Genomic DNA, 17,300 nt, shown 5'->3' with positions numbered 1-17,300 from the left:
AGTGTCAAGGCGGTGCCGCCTGCGGGCCGCGGGGAGACGGCTGGCCATTTACTTCAAGCTTAAAACTTTATGCTTGAAGTTTTTTGGATCCCGCTTATCCTGACTTTCAGAGAGTTGCGCTGAACGGGAAGGGATGATCATGAAAATCGCCTGTCTGGGAGGAGGGCCTGCGGGCCTCTACTTTGCGATCTCGATGAAGCTGCGGCGGCCGGAGGCGCAGGTCACGGTGATCGAGCGCAACAAACCCGATGACACATTCGGCTGGGGCGTGGTGCTGTCGGATGACGCGCTGGAGAACCTGAGCGCCAACGATCCGCAGAGCGCCGAAGCAATCCGCGAAAACTTTGGCTATTGGGACGACATTGCGGTGGTCCATAACGGCACCCGCACGGTGTCGGGCGGCCATGGATTTGCCGGGATCGGGCGCAAGCAGATGCTGCTGCTGCTGCAGGACCGGGCGCGCGAACTGGGGGTGGACCTGCAGTTTGAAACCATTGCCAAATCCGCTGCCGAGTATCAGAACGACTATGACCTTGTGGTCGGTTGCGACGGGCTGAATTCCAGTGTCCGCAATGAGTTCGCGGAGCATTTCAAACCTGAAATCGACGTGCGGCCCTGCAAGTTCATCTGGCTGGGCACCCATCAGAAATTCGACGACGCCTTCACCTTCATCTTCGAGAAGACCAAGCACGGCTGGATGTGGATCCACGCCTATCAGTTCGACGCCGCCACCGCGACGGTGATTGTCGAATGCTCGGCCGAGACCTGGGAGAACTGGGGGTTCGAGGGGATGAGCAAGGAGGAGATCATCCGCACCTGCGAGGAGATCTTTGCCGATCACCTGGGCGGGCATCAGCTGATCTCCAATGCCGCGCACCTGCGCGGCGCGGCGGTGTGGATCAACTTCCCGCGGGTGCTCTGCGAGAAATGGCATCACGAGAACGTGGTGCTCTTGGGCGATGCCTCGGCCACCGCGCATTTCTCCATCGGCTCGGGCTCGCGGCTGGCGTTTGACAGTGCGATTGCGCTGGCGGAGCTGGTCAGCACGGAACCCTCGCTGGAGCGTGCCTTTGAGCGGTACCAGGAGGAGCGGCGGCTGGATGTGCTGCGGCTGCAGTCGGCGGCGCGCAACTCCTTGGAGTGGTTCGAGGAGGTCGAACGCTATCTGGACATGGATCCGGTGCAGTTCAATTACTCGCTGCTGACCCGCTCGCAGCGGATTTCCCATGAAAACCTGCGCCTGCGCGATGCCGAATGGCTGCAGAGCGCCGAGAAATGGTTCCAGGACAGGGCCGGCGCGCCCGCCGATGCGCCGGTGCGGCCGCCGATGTTCGCCCCCTACAAGCTGCGGGAGATGGAGCTGAAGAACCGCATCGTGGTCTCGCCCATGGCGCAGTACAAGGCGGTGGACGGCTGCCCGACGGACTGGCATTTCGTCCATCTGGGCGAGCGCGCCAAGGGCGGCGCCGGTCTGGTCTACACCGAGATGACCTGTGTTTCGGCAGAGGGCCGGATCTCGCTGGGCTGTCCGGGGCTTTATGCGCCGGAGCATGAGGCGGCGTGGAAGCGGCTGACGGATTTTGTCCACGGCGAGACCACGGCGAAGATCTGCTGCCAGATCGGCCATTCGGGGCGCAAGGGATCGACCCAGCTGGGCTGGGAGGAAATGGACGCGCCGCTGCCGGAGGGGAATTGGGAGACGGTCTCGGCCTCCGCAATCCCGTGGTCGGCCAACAACCCGGCGCCGCGGGAGATCACACGGGGCGAAATGGACGCGATCAAGGCGGAATTTGCGGCCTCGGCACAAATGGCAGCGCGTGCCGGGTTTGACATGATCGAACTTCATGCGGCGCATGGCTACCTGATTTCGTCGTTCATATCGCCAAAATCGAACATCCGGGACGATGAGTACGGCGGCTCTCTGGACAACCGCCTGCGCTACCCGCTGGAGGTGTTCCAGGCGATGCGCGCGGTATGGCCGCAGGAAAAACCGATGTCGGTCAGGATCTCCGCCAATGACTGGGTTGGAGACGAAGGCGTCACGCCGGAGGACGCGGTGGAAATCGCCAGGGCCTTCACCGCTGCCGGCGCCGATATCATCGACGTCTCCGCCGGGCAGACCTCGACGGATGCGCAGCCGGTCTATGGCCGCATGTTCCAGACGCCGTTTTCCGACCGCATCCGCAACGAGGCCGGAATCGCCACCATGGCGGTGGGCAACATCTATGAGGCGGACCATGCCAATTCGATCCTGATGGCGGGCCGCGCCGATCTGGTCTGCGTGGGGCGGCCGCATCTGGCCGATCCCTATTGGACCCTGCACGAGGCAGCGCGGATCGGCGACCGGCACGGCGACTGGCCGCTGCCCTATCATGCCGGCCGGGATCAGGCCTGGCGGCTGGCCGACCGCGAAGCGGAGGTGATCCGGGCATGAGCGTGGCAGGCAAACATGCGGTGATCACGGGCGGCGGCTCCGGCGTTGGCGCCGAATTGGCGGCGCGATTTGCCGCGGCGGGTGCCAAAGTCACCATCCTGGGCCGCCGCATGGAGCCGTTGCAGCAGGTGGCTGCTGAAACCGGCGCCTTTGCCGCCGTATGTGACGTGACGGACCGCGAGACGCTGGATGCGGCTCTGGCCGAGGCGGTTGCGGCCAACGGGCCGGTGAGCATCGCGCTGGCCAATGCGGGAGCGGCACCGTCGAAACCTTTTGAGAAGATGGCCACGGCTGATTTCGAGGCCGCGCTTTCGGTCAATCTGACCGGTGTCTTCAACTTGTGGCAGGCCTGTCTGCCGGGGATGAAGGCGCAGGGCTGGGGGCGGCTGATTGCCATTGCCTCCACCGCCGGGCTGAAGGGCTACCCTTATGTCTCCGGCTACTGCGCCGCGAAACACGGGGTTGTCGGCCTGACCCGGGCGCTGGCGGTGGAACTGGCGAAAACCGGGGTCACGGTGAATGCGCTGTGCCCGGGGTTCATTGAAACACCGCTCTTGCAAAGATCGCTGGACAACATCGTGGCAAAAACCGGGATGACCGGGGAGCAGGCGGCAAGATCGCTGCGCCGCGGCAATCCGCAGGACCGCTTTGTCCAGCCGGAGGAAGTGGCGGATGCGGCGCTGTGGCTGGCGGGGGCCGGCGCGGGCGCGGTCAATGGCAGCGCGCTGCCCATATCGGGAGGGGAGATATGAGCACGACATCGAAAGACCGGCTGCGGCTGTGGCTGAAGGTGCTGAAGGCGACCAAGGCGGTGGAAAGCGAAGTGCGGGAGAACCTGCGGCGCGATTTCGCCACCACGCTGCCGCGGTTCGACGTGATGGCGGCGCTGATGCGGCACGGAAAAGGTTTGAAGATGAGTGAGTTGTCGGGCGTTCTGAAAGTCTCCAACGGCAATGTCACCGGCATTGTCGAGCGGCTGGTCGAGGATGGCCATGTGCTGCGCGAAAAGGTCGAGGGCGACCGGCGCGCCAATCTGGTGCGGCTGACGCCAGCAGGCAAGGCGGAGTTTGCCCGCCAGGCGGATGCGCATGAGGGCTGGATCAATGCGGCCTTTGACGGACTGACCGCGGATGAGGCGCAAGGGATTGCGGAAAGCCTGGACGCGGTGGCCCGGCGGCTGGACAACGGAGGCAAGGCGTGATGCTGAAGACGGACCCGAAACATTTCCTGTGCCGGATCGAGGACGGTGTCGCCACCGTCTCGCTGGACCGGCCGGAGCGGAAGAACCCGCTGACCTTCGACAGCTACGCCGAGCTGCGCGACTGGTTCCGCGATCTGCATTATGACGACACGGTGAAGGCGGTGGTCTTTGCCTCCAACGGCGGCAATTTCTGCTCGGGCGGGGATGTGCATGACATCATCGGCCCGTTGACCAGGATGAGCATGAAGGAGCTGCTGGCGTTTACCCGGATGACCGGCGATCTGGTCAAGGCGATCGTCAACTGCGGCAAGCCGGTGATTGCGGCCATTGACGGGATCTGCGTGGGCGCAGGCGCGATCATCGCCATGGCCTCGGACATCCGGATTGCCACGCCGGAGGCAAAGACCGCGTTCCTGTTCACCCGCGTCGGGCTGGCGGGCTGCGACATGGGCGCCTGCGCAATCCTGCCGCGGATCATCGGCCAGGGCCGGGCGGCGGAGCTGCTGTACACCGGCCGCTCGATGAGCGCCGGGGAGGGGCACGCCTGGGGCTTTCACAACAAGCTGGTCGCGGCGGATGCGCTGGAAGCCGAGGCGCAGAGCTGGGCAGAGCGGATCGCGGCAGGGCCGAACTTTGGCCACATGATGACCAAGACCATGCTGGCACAGGAATGGTCGATGTCGATCGAGCAGGCGATCGAGGCCGAGGCCCAGGCGCAGGCGATCTGCATGCAGACGGCGGATTTCGAACGCGCCTATCATGCCTTTGTGAACAAGGAAAAGCCGCTGTTCGAAGGCGATTGAGCCGCGGCGACGCTGGGATCTGCGCCGGGGGTGGGTGCGGGAGCCTCCGGCGGGGATATTTGGGGCCAGATGAAGGAGCGGATCCTTTCCCTGGCCGGGAGGAGTGAAGATGGCAGACAAATCGTTTTTGGAATGGCCGTTTTTTGAGGACCGCCACCGCGCGCTGGCGGCGGAGCTGGATGATTGGGCCGGGGCGCATCTGGGTGGTATTGACCATTCGGATACAGATGCGGCCTGCCGGTCGCTGGTGGCAATGCTGGGCGCGGGCGGCTGGACCCGGCACAGCGGCGCCGAAGCGGGAGAGAGGCTGGATGTGCGCACCCTCTGCCTGATCCGAGAAACGCTGGCGCGCCATGACGGGCTGGCGGATTTCGCCTTTGCCATGCAGGGGCTGGGCACCGGCGCGGTCTCCTTGTTCGGCTCGCCGCAGCAGCAGGGTGAATGGCTGCCGCTGACGCGGGCGGGCAAGGCGATTTCGGCCTTTGCGCTGACCGAACCGCAGTCCGGGTCGGATGTGGCGAATTCCACCATGACGGCGCGGCTGGACGGCGACACTTATGTGCTGGACGGCGAGAAGACCTGGATTTCCAACGGCGGCATCGCTGACGTCTACACGCTGTTTGCCCGCACCGGCGAGGCGCCGGGGGCCAAGGGGCTGTCGGCCTTTGTCGTGCCGGCCGGGCTGCCGGGGTTCGAGGTGGCGGAGCGGCAGCAGGTGATCGCGCCGCATCCGCTGGCGACCCTGCGCTTCTCCGGCTGCCGCATTCCGAAGTCCGCGATGCTGGGGCGGCCGGGGCAGGGCTTCAAGATTGCCATGTCGGTGCTGGACGTGTTCCGCTCCACCGTGGCGGCGGCGGCGCTGGGGTTTGCCCGCCGCGCGCTGGATGAGGCCCTGCAGCGGGTGACGGAACGCCAGGTGCAGGGCGCGCCTCTGTTCGAATTGCAGATGGTGCAGGGCCATATTGCCGATATGGCGCTGGATGTGGATGCCAGCGCGCTGCTGGTCTACCGCGCCGCCTGGGCCAAGGATTCGGGTGCGGCGCGGGTGACCCGCGAGGCGGCGATGGCCAAGCTGTTCTCGACCGATCAGGCGCAGCAGGTCATTGACAAGGCGGTGCAGCTGCATGGCGGCGACGGCGTGCGGCGGGGCCAGAAGGTGGAGGAGCTTTACCGCGATATCCGCGCCTTGCGGATTTACGAGGGGGCGTCCGACGTGCAGCGGGTGGTGATTGCCCGCCAGACCCTTGGCGCCTTTCAGGGAGGGAACTGAGATGCTGGGACCATCAGCCCATGTGGATACCTTTGCCCGGGACAACCTGCCGCCGGCGGCGCAATGGCCGGAGTTCCTGCTGGAGGGGTTCGACTATCCCGAATACCTGAACGCCGCGGTCGAGCTGACCGATGCGATGGTCGAGAAGGGCTTTGGCGACCATACCGCGCTGATCGGCAACGGCCGCTACCGCACCTACAAGGAGCTGGCCGACTGGACCAACCGGCTGGCGCATGTGCTGAGCGAGGATCTGGGGGTGAAACCCGGCAACCGGGTGCTGATCCGGTCCGCCAACAACCCGGCGATGGTGGCCTGCTGGCTGGCGGCGACCAAGGCGGGGGCGGTGGTGGTCAACACCATGCCGATGCTGCGCAAGGGCGAGCTGGCCAAGATTGTCGACAAGGCGGAGATCTCCCACGCGCTGTGCGACACCAGGCTGAAGGACGAGCTGGTGGCCTGCGCCAAGGAGTCCAGGTTCCTGAATACGGTTGTCGGTTTTGACGGCACCTCCAACCACGACGCGGAACTGGACCGGCTGGCGCTGGAAAAACCGGTGGCTTATCAGGCAGTGCGGACGGGCCGCGACGATGTGGCCCTGCTGGGGTTCACCTCCGGCACCACAGGGTCGCCCAAGGCGACGATGCATTTCCACCGCGATCTGCTGATCATCGCCGACGGCTATGCCCGCGAGGTGCTGGATGTGCAGCCCGAGGATGTGTTTGTCGGCTCGCCGCCCTTGGCCTTCACATTCGGCCTGGGCGGGCTGGCGATCTTTCCGTTGCGATTTGGCGCTGCCGCGACGCTCTTGGAGAATGCCTCGCCGCCGAACCTCATCGAGATCATCGAGAAATACAAGGCAACGGTCTGCTTTACCGCGCCGACCGCCTACCGGGTGATGCTGCGGGCGATGGACGAGGGGGCGGATCTGTCCTCGCTGCGGGCGGCGGTTTCGGCGGGCGAGACCTTGCCCGCGCCGGTCTATCAGGAGTGGCAGGACAAGACCGGCAAGCCGATGCTGGACGGCATCGGGGCCACCGAGATGCTGCATATCTTCATCACCAACCGGTTCAGCGATCACCGGCCCGCCTGCACCGGCAAGCCGGTGGGCGGCTACCAGGTGAAGGTGCTGGACGCGGACGGCGGCGAGGCGCCGCGCGGCGCGGTCGGGCGGCTGGCGGTGAAAGGGCCGACCGGCTGCCGTTACCTCGCCGACGACCGCCAGGCCGATTACGTCCAAGACGGCTGGAACATCACCGGCGACAGTTTCATCCGCGACGCGGACGGCTATCTGCATTTTGCGGCCCGCAACGACGACATGATCGTTTCGGCCGGCTACAACATTGCCGGGCCGGAGGTGGAAGCGGCGCTGCTGGCGCATGAGGCGGTGGCGGAATGTGCTGTGGTCGGCGCGCCGGATGAGGCCCGCGGCGAGATCGTGCAGGCGCATGTGGTGCTGGCCGAAGGGCTGGTGCCGTCGGAGGAGCTGGTCAAACGTCTGCAGGACCACGTGAAAGCTGAGATCGCGCCTTACAAGTATCCCCGGTCAGTGGTGTTCACGGCGGCTCTGCCGAAAACGGAGACGGGCAAGATTCAGCGGTTCCGGCTGAAGGCCTGAACGCCGGGAACCAGGGCTGGTGCAAGCCGGCCCGCTGGTTGCCTGGCGGCCTTGCTGCCCCCCGTCATGATGCAGGGTCTGCCCCGCCTTAGGGGGGCAGGCGAATGCGCAGATGCGCCGCAGGCACGGGCGCAGCCCGGCAGTCTTTTGCAAGCAGATTTCCAAGTAAGGCAGCATGAAACGCTCCGGCGATCGCGCAAGGCACGCGGCTGGCCCCAAAGCGGCAGGCGCGGAGTGCTGGCCGGGCAAGGGTCTGCAAAGGGCCAATGTGGAAAGAATGCACTTTGTCCATGCGCGCGTGGCAGCAGCTGGCACCGCCCTGCGATTTCACGCTTCGTTTCCGCTTTGACCGTGGGAGCAGAGCTGGAAAAGCGGCTGGTTCCGCACCGTTCAACGGGAACTTAAAATCCCCTGTGCGGCCCTCGAGAACCGAATGGAACCGAAACAGGAATGTCGAGAAAAGTGTTGAGAGGGCGCCGCGGATTTCGGCTAAGTGCTGGAGGCGAGTACCGGAATCGAACCGGTGTACACGGATTTGCAATCCGCTGCGTCACCACTCCGCCAACTCGCCATCCGTGGTGTAGGGCGTGATTAATCATATGCCCGCGGCCGGTGCAAGAGGCGTTTTGCGTCCCGCAGGGGCAAAATCGCTTTTCTCTCCGGGTGGGCAGACTCCCACCTGACGGGCTTTCGGTCAAGGGGGCCAGTCAAAGGCCGCTTTCACCGGCTGCGGAGCGGATGGCCTCGGCGATCAGCATCGGAACCCCCGGCAGCGCGCCGGTGACAGGCAGCAGGACGCCGCCGAAACCGGCCGACGCCAGGGCGTCGGGAATATCCCGCTTCACGTGATCACCGGCCTGGGCAAAGAACGGCAGGCAGAAGGAGCGGGCGGGCAGCTGCGCGGCGGCGGGGCTGATCCGGGGATCCTGTTCGACATAGCCAAGAGTGACCCGGCAGCCCGGCAGCAGGGGGCGCAGCTTTGCGGCATAGGCTTCGGCGGCCTCAGCCGCCTTGGGGCCGCGGGCAGACCCGTGGGCGGCCAGCAGCAGATGGAGCGCGTCCAGGTTCCACCCCTGCGCCCCTGCCGCCTGCTGGACCGCGCGCGCCGCCAGAAGCGGCAGGCCGGCATCAAGGCCGAAAGGCGCCGCGATGCGGCAGCTGCGGCCCTGCAGGCGGTCCGGCAGCACCTGGGCGGTGAAATAGCCTTGCGACATGAAGAACGGGTAGACCACGGCGCCGGTCTCCGTCACCTGCTCGAGCCGTCCGGGTGCCGAAAGAGTGGCGGACCGGACATCCCAGCCAGGCAGATATGCCGCAGCCTGCGCCGCCAGCTCCGCCAGCTCCGCCTCGGCCGGGGCAGGGGCGGAGGGCTGGCCGTGGGCGGTGATGACGGCGGTTTGCGGGCTTTGGGTCAAGGCGGGCGTCCAGGCTGTTCAGGGGGCTGCCAGGCAGCAGGATTATCCCGTTATTTGGGGGGCTTGGGGGGCACTCCGCAAGGGGGTGCAGAATTTTCCGGCCGCTCCCGGAGAAACCGGATCAAGATGGTTGACCTTCCCTGGCGCTTCACCTAAATCAGCAAATGTCCTGAGCGGGTATGGTGAAATGGTATCATAAGAGCCTTCCAAGCTTAAGGTGCGGGTTCGATTCCCGCTACCCGCTCCAGACCTTCCCCAAGCCGCCCGAGCGCCCCCCGGACTGATACAGTGTGACGCGGGCCGATCTTGCTGTCCTGCGCTGATTGAAACGGCTCTGCGCTTGACGCGGCAGGCCTGCGGGGCCATGAACCTTGGCAAAAGCGCGGGGTTCCGCCCCGCCAGCCCCAAAGTGCAGAAGGATCCGGAATGGCGCGGAGACAAGCGGCCCCGAATGCGGAACAGGAGCGGGAAAGCTCCCGGAAGATTGGCGTGCTCTCGGCGCTGTGGCCATTCATGCGGCCCTACCGGGGGCTGATGCTGGCGGCCACCTGCGCGCTGGTGATGACGGCGGGGCTGTCGCTGACGCTGCCCCTGGCGGTGCGCCGGGTGGTGGACAATTTCCGGATCTCTGATTCCGAGCTGCTGAACCTCTATTTCAGCGCCGCACTGGTGATTGCCGCACTGCTGGCCGTTGGCACCGGCGTGCGTTACGCGCTGGTCACCCGGCTGGGCGAGCGGGTGGTGGCCGATATCCGCAAGGCGGTGTTCGACCGGGTGATCGGCATGAGCCCGGAGTTCTATGAACGGATCATGACCGGCGAGGTGCTGAGCCGGATCACCACGGATACCACGCTGATCCAATCTGTGCTGGGGTCGTCGGTGTCGATTGCGCTGCGCAACCTGCTGATTTTCCTCGGCGGCATGGTGCTGATGCTGCTGACCTCGGCCAAGCTGACGCTGATGGTGCTGCTGATCGTGCCGGCGGTGATCGTGCCGATCCTGGTGCTGGGCCGCCGCCTGCGGGCGATCAGCAAGGAGAACCAAGATTGGATCGCGGCGTCCTCGGGCAACGCGGGCGAGGCGCTGGGGGCGGTGCAGACGGTGCAGGCCTTCACCCATGAGGCCGCCAGCCGCCGGAAATTCGGCGAGATGACCGAGACCGCCTATGACGTCTCCCGCCGCCGGATCCGGACCCGGGCCTATCTGACGGTGATCGTGATTTTCCTGGTGTTCTCCGGCATTGTCGGCGTCTTGTGGATGGGCGCCAATGACGTGCGTGCGGGGGTGATGTCCGAAGGCACCCTGATCCAGTTCGTGATCTATGCGGTTCTGGTGGCGGGGTCTGTCGCCGCCCTGTCGGAGATCTGGAGCGAACTGCAGCGCGCGGCTGGCGCAACCGAGCGGCTGGTGGAACTGCTGAATACCAAGGATACCGTGCTGGACCCGGTGGCGGCAGAGGTGCTGCCGACGCCGGTCCGGGGCGAGATCGAGTTCGATGCCGTCTCCTTCCGCTATCCCTCGCGCCCCGATGTTTCGGCGCTGGAGGAAGTGTCGCTGGCGGTGAAACCGGGCGAGACCGTGGCCTTTGTAGGCCCGTCCGGGGCGGGCAAGACCACCATCATCCAGCTGCTGCAGCGCTTCTATGACCCGAACCAGGGCGCGGTGAAGCTGGACGGCGTGGCGCTGACGCATCTGCAGCGGGACGAGTTCCGCCGCCATATCGCGCTGGTGCCGCAGTATCCGGTGATTTTCGCCGCTTCGGCCCGCGAGAACATCCGCTTTGGCCGGCCGGAGGCCTCGGACGCTGAGGTCGAGGCCGCCGCCAAGGCCGCCGCGGCGCATGATTTCATTTCCAAGCTGCCGGAAGGTTACGACAGCTTTGTCGGCGAGCGCGGGGTGATGCTGTCGGGCGGCCAGAAGCAGCGGATTGCCATTGCCCGCGCCATCCTGCGCGACGCGCCGGTGCTGCTCTTGGACGAGGCGACCTCGGCCTTGGATGCCGAGAGCGAACGTCTGGTGCAGGCCGCGGTGGATGAGCTGAGCCAGGGCCGCACCACGCTGATCGTGGCGCACCGTCTGGCCACCGTGAAAAAGGCCGACCGGATCGTGGTGATGGACCAGGGCCGGATCGTGGCCACCGGCACCCATGACGAACTGGTGGCGCAGGGCGGGCTTTATGCGCGGCTGGCCAAGCTGCAGTTCACCGAAGGGCTGGCGGCGGAATAACCGCCCCGGACAGCAATGCCGTCAGGCGCCCCGGACCGTTGCCGGGGCGTTTTTTTTGTCCAGGGCTGCAATTGGCCGGGAATTGGCGCCACGTCATGCGGGTAATTGCCTTGGCGTGACCCTGAGCCGGCGCTTGCGCAAATGCGCGTTTGCAATACTCTGGGCGGAAACAGAACACCCCATGCATTGGGGGAACGGGGAGGAGATTTATGGGTTTTTCCGGAATTGCGGACCGCAATGCGCTGCAGAATGAAATGCCGTGGGAGGCGCGCGGTCTGCCAGCCACGCTGTACGGGCTGCTGTCGCGCACTGCGGGCAAATTCCCGGACAGCAAGGCGGTCAGCTATCAGATCTTTTCCGGGCCCAAGGACAAGGCGGAAACCCTGACATGGAGCACCCTGAAGGATCAGGTGAGCCAGGCCGCCAACATGTTCCGCGCGCTCGGCATCGGCGAGAAGGACGTGGTCGCCTATGTGCTGCCCAACTGCCACGAGACGCTGGTCACCCTGCTGGGCGGCGCGGTGGCGGGGATCGTGAACCCGATCAACCCGCTGCTGGAGCCGGAGCAGATCGCCTCGATCCTGCGCGAGACCAAGGCCAAGGTGGTGGTGACCCTGCGGCCCTTCCCCAAGACGGATGTGGCGCAGAAGGTGGCTGAGGCGGTGCGCCATGCGCCGGGGGTGAACACGGTGCTGGAGGTGGATCTGAACCGCTACCTGACGCCGCCGAAATCCTGGATCGTGCCGCTGGTGCGGCCCAAGCTGGACAACCAGGCCAAGGCCGCCCATGCCGATTACATGAGTTTTGCCAAGGAAATGGCAAAACACCCCAAGACGCTTGGCTTTGCCGACAGCGCGGGCGACCGGGTGGCCTGCTATTTCCACACCGGCGGCACGACAGGCATGCCCAAGGTGGCGCAGCACAAGTATTCCGGCCTGATCTACAACGGCTGGCTGGGCGATACGCTGCTGTTCACCGAAGAGGACAACATCATCTGCCCGCTGCCGCTGTTCCATGTCTTTGCGGTGCATGTGATCATGATGGCGGCGGTGTCCTCCGGTGCGCATGTGGTGTTTCCGACGCCGCAGGGCTACCGGGGCGAGGGCGTGTTCGACAATTTCTGGAAGCTGATCGAGCGCTGGAACATCACATTCATCATCACCGTGCCCACCGCGGTTTCAGCGCTGATGCAGCGGCCTGTCGATGCCGATATCTCGTCGGTGAAAACCGCCTTTTCCGGCTCGGCGCCGATGCCGATGGAGCTGTTCAAACGATTCGAAGCCACCTCGGGCGTGGCCATTGTCGAAGGGTACGGTCTGACCGAGGCCACCTGCCTGGTCTCCTGCAACCCGCCGGGCGGGGAAAAGAAGGTGGGCTCCGTTGGCATTCCGCTGCCCTACACGGATGTGCGGATCGTCAAGCAGACCACGGACGGGCCGCTGGAATGCGGGGTGGATGAGGTGGGGGAGATCTGTGTCTCGAACCCCGGCGTCTATGCCGGCAATACCTACACCGAGGCTGACAAGAACGCGGATCTCTACTATTTGGACAAGTACCTGCGCACCGGCGATCTGGGCCGCATCGACGGCGATGGCTACCTGTGGATCACCGGCCGCGCCAAGGATCTGATCATCCGCGGCGGCCACAACATCGACCCGGCAGAGATCGAAGAGGCGCTGCTGGGGCATGAGGCGGTGGCCTTTGCCGGGGCCATCGGCCAGCCGGACGCGCATTCGGGCGAACTGCCCTGCGCCTTTGTCGAACTGGTGGAAGGCTCCTCGGTCAGCGCGGAGGAGCTGCTGGAGTACTGCAGGATCCACGTGCATGAGCGCGCGGCGATTCCCAAGCATCTGACCGTGCTGGACGAGCTGCCGAAAACCGCCGTGGGCAAGGTTTTCAAGCCCGACCTGCGCAAACATGCGATCACCCGCGTCTACAATGGCGCGCTGGAACAGGCCGGACTGGCCGCGCGCGTGGTCAGTGTGACCGACGACAAGAAACGCGGGCTGGTGGCGCAGGTGGCGGCCAACGGCAGCCCGGAGGCGGAAATCGCCGGAGTCCTGAGCAGTTTCACCCGGCCTTGGGAGCCTGCGCCTGCGGCATGACCGCGTTGGCGGACGCAAGATAATAGGCGCCCTGCGGGGCGCTTTTTCTTTCAGGCATTCCATTTGCGGGAAACTGTGCCTAGGCTCTGGGAAACAGGGCGCGCAGGGAGGCTCGCAGATGGATTACGAACGGCTGATCGACGAGGAGACCTGGGATTTCATCCAGAAGACCGGCGAGCTCTATCCCGATGACGCTGTCGAGATGTCCATAGATGAACAGCGCCGCATCTACGATGCTATGGCGCGCGAGTTCCGGGTGCCGCGGCCGGATGTGGTGTCGGTCGAGAACATCTCGGCCAATGGTGTGCCGGTGCGGATCTATACCGCGGGTGATCCCACCCGCACCGTGCTGTTCTGCCATGGCGGCGGTTTTGTGGTGGGCGGGCTCGACAGCCACGATGATGTCTGCGCCGAAATCTGTGCCCAGACCGGCTACCGGGTGGTGGCGGTGGACTACCGGCTGGCCCCCGAGCACAAGCACCCTGCCGGTTTCGAGGATGCCTGGGTGGTGCTGGGCTGGGTCGAGGCCGCTTACGGCAAGGGCATCGTCCTGGTGGGCGACAGCGCCGGTGCGAATCTCTGTGCGGCGGTGGCGCACCACGCGCGGGGCCGGTCGGAGGCGATTCTGGGGCAGGTGCTCATCTATGGCGCCTTCGGCGGCGATATGGACCAAGGCTCCTATATCGAGCACTCGCAGGCGCCGATGCTGACCCGCGAGGATGTGCTGTACTACATGGGCATCCGCACCGACGGGGCCGTGCCGGAAGATGACCCGTTGTTCGCACCGCTTGCGGACAGCTCCTTTGCCGACCTGCCGCCGACCGTGCTGGTGACCGCCGACTGCGATCCGGTGCGGGATGATTCCCGCGATTACCGCGACCGTATTGTTGCGGCAGGCGGCCGGGCGCATTGGATCAATGAGCCGGGCCTGATCCACGGCTACCTGCGGGCCCGCCACAGCGTCGGCCGGGCGCGCGACAGTTTCGAGCGGATCTCGCTGGCGGTCGAGGCGCTGGGGCAGGGGATCTGGCCTTACGAGGACTAGGCCCGCTTATCCTGCATAATCCCGGCATTGCTCCTGGAACAGCGAAGTGTCCAGCCAGCCGCCGCTGGTGACCTGCCAGTCCGGCCCGGAGGTGGTGACATAACTCCAGCTGCCCACCGGAATGTGCGAGTGACTCACGTAATCGCCTGGGGTGATGCGGCCGACCAGCGGGGCGTCCGGCCGGTGGCCCGCCCTCAGGCCCATCACCGGTCCCAGCCAGCCCAGGCAGGCGCTTTCGTATTCATCCCTCACCGGCAGGTCCCACAGCTGATACCGCAGGAACTGATCGTCCAGGTTCAAATAGGTCTGCTTGTTGCTCACCCGGCAGCCGAAACGGGTTTCCATCTCCTTGACCAGCGCCACCACCCGTTCGGCCTGCGGCGGCAGGGAGACGGATTTGCCGGTGCAGCCCCTGTTGTCAAAGATCGTCTGGCCCAGCGGCGAGCCGAAGCAATAGCCCGCGCGGTCGATCACCGCGTTCCTGGTGAACCAGAGGTCATGGCAGGCGTCACTGGCCAGCACCGGAAAGGCCAGCAGGGAGAAGGCAAAAACAAGGGATTTCATGGCAAATCTTCCTGACAGGCAAAAACGGCGGCTGCGTGCCATCCTAGCACAAAGCCGCCGTCCGGGAGACCGTGCCCGGGGTTACTTCAGGAACGGCTCTGCCTTCATGGTTTCGGCAACCGGTGCGCCCAGCCGCCTGAGGATGGTGGGCGCCAGCTGGCGCTGGTCGATGACATCGCCCTGGTCGGGGCCGTCCGCCTCGCCAAAGTAATAGAGCGCGGTTTCCTGCTGCAGCGGGCTGCGGCCGCCGTGGTGGCCGCGCTCGTCCTGGCCGTGGTCGGCGGTGACGATCACCTCATAGCCCAGCCCGCGCCAGCGGCTGATGAAGGGGGCCAGCATCTCGTCCATCACGAAGCAGGCGTGGTCCATCTCCTGGCAGTCGTGGAAAAAACGGTGGCCCATGCTGTCCAGCGTGCAGGTGTGCAGCATGCCGTAATCGAGCCCGAAGCGCAGGCAGAGGTTGGTCAGCGTGCCGAACAGGTCGACATCCGACGGCGTCATCTGGTTGTCCTTGCCGTAGCCGGTCATCGAATGGAACCGGCCGTGGTTGATGGTCTTGCTTTCCGGCTCGTCGTATTCGATGTCGCGCACATAGTCGAACGGGTGGCGGTTGAAGAAGGAAGACCAGTAGCTGTGGGCGACAGCTCCGGTCACGCCGCCCGCCTCGCGGACCTGGCTGAACACGTCCTTTTCCTTCAGGCGGAAGACGTTGGCATTGCCGGTGCAGCCATGAATGGCGGGGGCCACGCCGGTATGGATGGAGGCATAGCAGCTGGCTGAAATCGACGGCAGCACCGCGCGCAGTTTCCAGACGCGGGCATCGCCGCTGTCGACCCAGCCTTCGAGGTTGCCGAACAGGCGGCGGAAGTTGCGCCAGGGCACGCCGTCCAGAATGATGAGCAGGAGTTTGTTGTCCATGCGCCGAATCCTTTTGCATCGCAGGGGCTTCGGTGCTGCATCTTCGCGGCAGAATCTTGAATTGCCATTCAAAAAAGCGGCGGAATGGGCGGAAACCGGCATTTTGGGGGATTTCGGCCATGCGGCGGGGCGAGTTTCCGGCTGCCTCGGGTCAGACGGCGGTGGCGATGACGTAGAGGCCGGCAAGAATCAGGAGCCCGCCAGTGGCCGCGGTGAACAGCCGCCCGTTCGGGGCATATTTTTCTGCCAGCACATAAAGCGCCAGGCCGCCAATCCAGTAAAGGTTCATGAGACCGCCGGCAAACAGCAGAAGCATCAGCGCCCAGCAGCAGCCCAGGCAGTAGGTGCCGTGATGGGCGCCTATCAGTAAAGCACCAGCCAGGCCTGTGCGGTTATGCGCGGTCAGAAACTGAACCGGCAAACGGCAGTGGGAGAGGCAGGCGTGCTTGTAGGGGGTGAACTGATAGGCGCCCGCCGCCAGCAGCAATGCACCGCAAAGTGCACGGCTGCTGAGCGACATCATGGGGCCGTTCGACAGGCCCGCTGTTTCCAGCCACCATTGCAAGGCGGTGGCTGCGATCGAAAAACCGGCCCAGGCCAGCAGGTAGCCGCTGAGGAACAGCAGGCCCAGAAGCGGTGCCTGGGCGGACCGGGAGCCGGTTTTCTTGACGGCCGTGTAGAGCAGCAGAACCGGCGCCGCGCTGGGGGTCATCATGGCGATCATCATGATCCACCACATCAGGAAGATCAGCACCGCATAGGCCGGGGTCCAGGCGGCGGCGGCCATCGGCATCGGCTCGCCGACCGGGCGGGCCATGCGGGTCATCTCGACCGCGCTCATCTCCATGCCGACGCCAAACACCGTGTAAAGCGCGCTCAGCAGCACGACGAAGACCACCGCGCCAATCACCACCGCCTGATCATGGCGGGCGAGGCGTTCGGCCGGCCCCTCAATGTGCTGCTGCCGGCCCATCGCGGGTCAAGCCGCGCGCTGCACGCCGTCGCCGGTCAGATGCAGTTCGGCGACATGGGCGTGGGTGTTGCTGTTCTTTTCCAGGCTGATGGCAGACCCTGGAGTCCGGGTTGTGCCCTGGCACACGGAGGCCTCTGAGTATTCAAACCCATTGGGCAGTTTGATCTGAACAGAATGGGGCGCTCCGGAAACGATGTGCGCAATCGGTTCGACCCTGGTTTCGCCAATGCCACCCGCCTGCGCATGGCCGATGCCGGTTTCCTGGTCATAGCTCAGGGAGACCGGCGCGCTGAGGGTTTCGTGCTTGGTTGCGCACATGGCGTTGAAGACAAAGAACATCGTCGCGAACTCGGCAGTGTCCTGCCCGGTCATGATGGCTTCCAGCGCGGTTTTCTGCTCCGCCGTGGCGCGCTCGTCAATGATCAGCTGCATCTCGCCGTTGCCTTCGTGAATCGGGCCCGGCCATTTGTAGATGGCGGCTGCCAGCAGCCCGTCCAGCTTGGTATCCCCGTAGTGCCCGCTGTCGATGCGGTAGGTCAGCATCGCTTCGCAAGTGCCGTCATTGGGCAGCTGCGAAAACTGGCAGGGGCAGCCAGGGACGCAGTTGCAGTTGGCGATTTCAAATCCGTGAATGGCCCAATCAGTCATGACAGTCCCTCCAGTTCCGCCTGTTCAAGCAAAACTGCCCGGTAGATTCGGGATGGGCCCGTATGGAAAAACAACCGCGCTCA

The 17,300-nt window shown here is 65.1% G+C and carries 14 protein-coding genes and 2 tRNA genes; 10 read left to right on the top strand and 6 right to left on the bottom strand.

Annotation, left to right across the window (positions count from 1 at the left end; translation table 11 throughout):
- The first annotated feature begins 139 nt into the window (after positions 1–139).
- The 6 genes from OKQ63_RS12015 (at position 140) to OKQ63_RS11990 (ending at position 7,323) form a co-directional block, all read left to right on the top strand.
- Entirely contained in the window at positions 140–2,434 is a 2,295-nt protein-coding gene (locus OKQ63_RS12015) for a bifunctional salicylyl-CoA 5-hydroxylase/oxidoreductase (RefSeq protein ID WP_264210312.1), read from the top strand.
- Complete coding sequence (locus OKQ63_RS12010; protein WP_264210311.1) at positions 2,431–3,186, top strand: SDR family NAD(P)-dependent oxidoreductase; 756 nt, start codon at positions 2,431–2,433, stop codon at positions 3,184–3,186. The genes OKQ63_RS12015 and OKQ63_RS12010 overlap by 4 nt, the downstream gene beginning before the upstream one ends.
- Positions 3,183–3,635, top strand: coding sequence for a MarR family winged helix-turn-helix transcriptional regulator (locus OKQ63_RS12005; RefSeq protein ID WP_264210310.1), 453 nt, complete (start codon positions 3,183–3,185; stop codon positions 3,633–3,635). The genes OKQ63_RS12010 and OKQ63_RS12005 overlap by 4 nt, the downstream gene beginning before the upstream one ends.
- Positions 3,635–4,438 (top strand): enoyl-CoA hydratase family protein, encoded by an 804-nt coding sequence (locus OKQ63_RS12000; protein ID WP_264210309.1) that lies wholly within the window; start codon positions 3,635–3,637, stop codon positions 4,436–4,438. The genes OKQ63_RS12005 and OKQ63_RS12000 overlap by 1 nt, the downstream gene beginning before the upstream one ends.
- A 109-nt stretch (positions 4,439–4,547) precedes the next feature.
- On the top strand, positions 4,548–5,708 hold the full coding sequence (locus OKQ63_RS11995) for an acyl-CoA dehydrogenase family protein (protein ID WP_264210308.1): 1,161 nt from the start codon (positions 4,548–4,550) through the stop codon (positions 5,706–5,708).
- Position 5,709: 1 nt separating this feature from the next.
- Positions 5,710–7,323, top strand: a complete 1,614-nt coding sequence (locus tag OKQ63_RS11990) for an AMP-binding protein (protein ID WP_264210307.1) — start codon at positions 5,710–5,712, stop codon at positions 7,321–7,323.
- 497 nt (positions 7,324–7,820) lie between these two features.
- Here the strand turns inward: OKQ63_RS11990 and OKQ63_RS11985 are convergent.
- Together OKQ63_RS11985 and OKQ63_RS11980 are read right to left on the bottom strand one after the other, a co-directional pair.
- A tRNA-Cys gene (locus tag OKQ63_RS11985) sits at positions 7,821–7,894 on the bottom strand.
- 136 nt (positions 7,895–8,030) lie between these two features.
- Positions 8,031–8,738, bottom strand: coding sequence for a CbiX/SirB N-terminal domain-containing protein (locus OKQ63_RS11980; RefSeq protein WP_264210306.1), 708 nt, complete (start codon positions 8,736–8,738; stop codon positions 8,031–8,033).
- 173 nt (positions 8,739–8,911) lie between these two features.
- On the opposite strand from OKQ63_RS11980, the gene OKQ63_RS11975 reads away from it, so the two are divergent.
- The 4 genes from OKQ63_RS11975 (at position 8,912) to OKQ63_RS11960 (ending at position 14,114) form a co-directional block, all read left to right on the top strand.
- A tRNA-Gly gene (locus tag OKQ63_RS11975) sits at positions 8,912–8,985 on the top strand.
- A 179-nt stretch (positions 8,986–9,164) separates the two neighbouring features.
- Positions 9,165–10,964 carry an ABC transporter transmembrane domain-containing protein gene (locus OKQ63_RS11970; protein ID WP_264210305.1) on the top strand — a complete coding sequence of 600 codons (1,800 nt, stop codon included), beginning with the start codon at positions 9,165–9,167 and terminating at the stop codon, positions 10,962–10,964.
- Between the two features lie 209 nt (positions 10,965–11,173).
- On the top strand, positions 11,174–13,069 hold the full coding sequence (locus OKQ63_RS11965; RefSeq protein ID WP_264210304.1) for an acyl-CoA synthetase: 1,896 nt from the start codon (positions 11,174–11,176) through the stop codon (positions 13,067–13,069).
- 118 nt (positions 13,070–13,187) lie between these two features.
- Positions 13,188–14,114 carry an alpha/beta hydrolase gene (locus OKQ63_RS11960; protein ID WP_264210303.1) on the top strand — a complete coding sequence of 309 codons (927 nt, stop codon included), beginning with the start codon at positions 13,188–13,190 and terminating at the stop codon, positions 14,112–14,114.
- Positions 14,115–14,120: 6 nt separating this feature from the next.
- Here OKQ63_RS11960 and OKQ63_RS11955 read toward each other — a convergent pair whose 3' ends face one another.
- From OKQ63_RS11955 to OKQ63_RS11940, 4 genes are all read right to left on the bottom strand, one after another.
- On the bottom strand, positions 14,121–14,678 hold the full coding sequence (locus tag OKQ63_RS11955; protein ID WP_264210302.1) for a DUF4453 domain-containing protein: 558 nt from the start codon (positions 14,676–14,678) through the stop codon (positions 14,121–14,123).
- Positions 14,679–14,759: 81 nt separating this feature from the next.
- Positions 14,760–15,596, bottom strand: coding sequence for an alkaline phosphatase family protein (locus tag OKQ63_RS11950; RefSeq protein WP_264210301.1), 837 nt, complete (start codon positions 15,594–15,596; stop codon positions 14,760–14,762).
- 151 nt (positions 15,597–15,747) lie between these two features.
- Positions 15,748–16,569, bottom strand: coding sequence for a DUF2182 domain-containing protein (locus OKQ63_RS11945; protein WP_264210300.1), 822 nt, complete (start codon positions 16,567–16,569; stop codon positions 15,748–15,750).
- 6 nt (positions 16,570–16,575) lie between these two features.
- Positions 16,576–17,217, bottom strand: coding sequence for a DUF1326 domain-containing protein (locus OKQ63_RS11940; RefSeq protein WP_264210299.1), 642 nt, complete (start codon positions 17,215–17,217; stop codon positions 16,576–16,578).
- Positions 17,218–17,300: the final 83 nt, after the last annotated feature.

This window comes from Leisingera thetidis, assembly GCF_025857195.1.
GTDB classification, from domain to species: Bacteria; Pseudomonadota; Alphaproteobacteria; order Rhodobacterales; family Rhodobacteraceae; genus Leisingera; species Leisingera thetidis.
This window is presented reverse-complemented; position numbering and strand designations above follow the sequence as displayed.

Excerpts from the sequence above, each read along its gene's own strand:
- OKQ63_RS12015 (WP_264210312.1), top strand. The coding sequence starts at position 140 with ATGAAAATCGCCTGTCTGGGAGGAGGGCCTGCGGGCCTCTACTTTGCG.
- OKQ63_RS12010 (WP_264210311.1), top strand. The coding sequence starts at position 2,431 with ATGAGCGTGGCAGGCAAACATGCGGTGATCACGGGCGGCGGCTCCGGC.
- OKQ63_RS12005 (WP_264210310.1), top strand. The coding sequence starts at position 3,183 with ATGAGCACGACATCGAAAGACCGGCTGCGGCTGTGGCTGAAGGTGCTG.
- OKQ63_RS12000 (WP_264210309.1), top strand. The coding sequence starts at position 3,635 with ATGCTGAAGACGGACCCGAAACATTTCCTGTGCCGGATCGAGGACGGT.
- OKQ63_RS11995 (WP_264210308.1), top strand. The coding sequence starts at position 4,548 with ATGGCAGACAAATCGTTTTTGGAATGGCCGTTTTTTGAGGACCGCCAC.
- OKQ63_RS11990 (WP_264210307.1), top strand. The coding sequence starts at position 5,710 with ATGCTGGGACCATCAGCCCATGTGGATACCTTTGCCCGGGACAACCTG.
- OKQ63_RS11970 (WP_264210305.1), top strand. The coding sequence starts at position 9,165 with ATGGCGCGGAGACAAGCGGCCCCGAATGCGGAACAGGAGCGGGAAAGC.
- OKQ63_RS11965 (WP_264210304.1), top strand. The coding sequence starts at position 11,174 with ATGGGTTTTTCCGGAATTGCGGACCGCAATGCGCTGCAGAATGAAATG.
- OKQ63_RS11960 (WP_264210303.1), top strand. The coding sequence starts at position 13,188 with ATGGATTACGAACGGCTGATCGACGAGGAGACCTGGGATTTCATCCAG.
- OKQ63_RS11955 (WP_264210302.1), bottom strand. The coding sequence starts at position 14,678 with ATGAAATCCCTTGTTTTTGCCTTCTCCCTGCTGGCCTTTCCGGTGCTG.
- OKQ63_RS11950 (WP_264210301.1), bottom strand. The coding sequence starts at position 15,596 with ATGGACAACAAACTCCTGCTCATCATTCTGGACGGCGTGCCCTGGCGC.
- OKQ63_RS11945 (WP_264210300.1), bottom strand. The coding sequence starts at position 16,569 with ATGGGCCGGCAGCAGCACATTGAGGGGCCGGCCGAACGCCTCGCCCGC.
- OKQ63_RS11940 (WP_264210299.1), bottom strand. The coding sequence starts at position 17,217 with ATGACTGATTGGGCCATTCACGGATTTGAAATCGCCAACTGCAACTGC.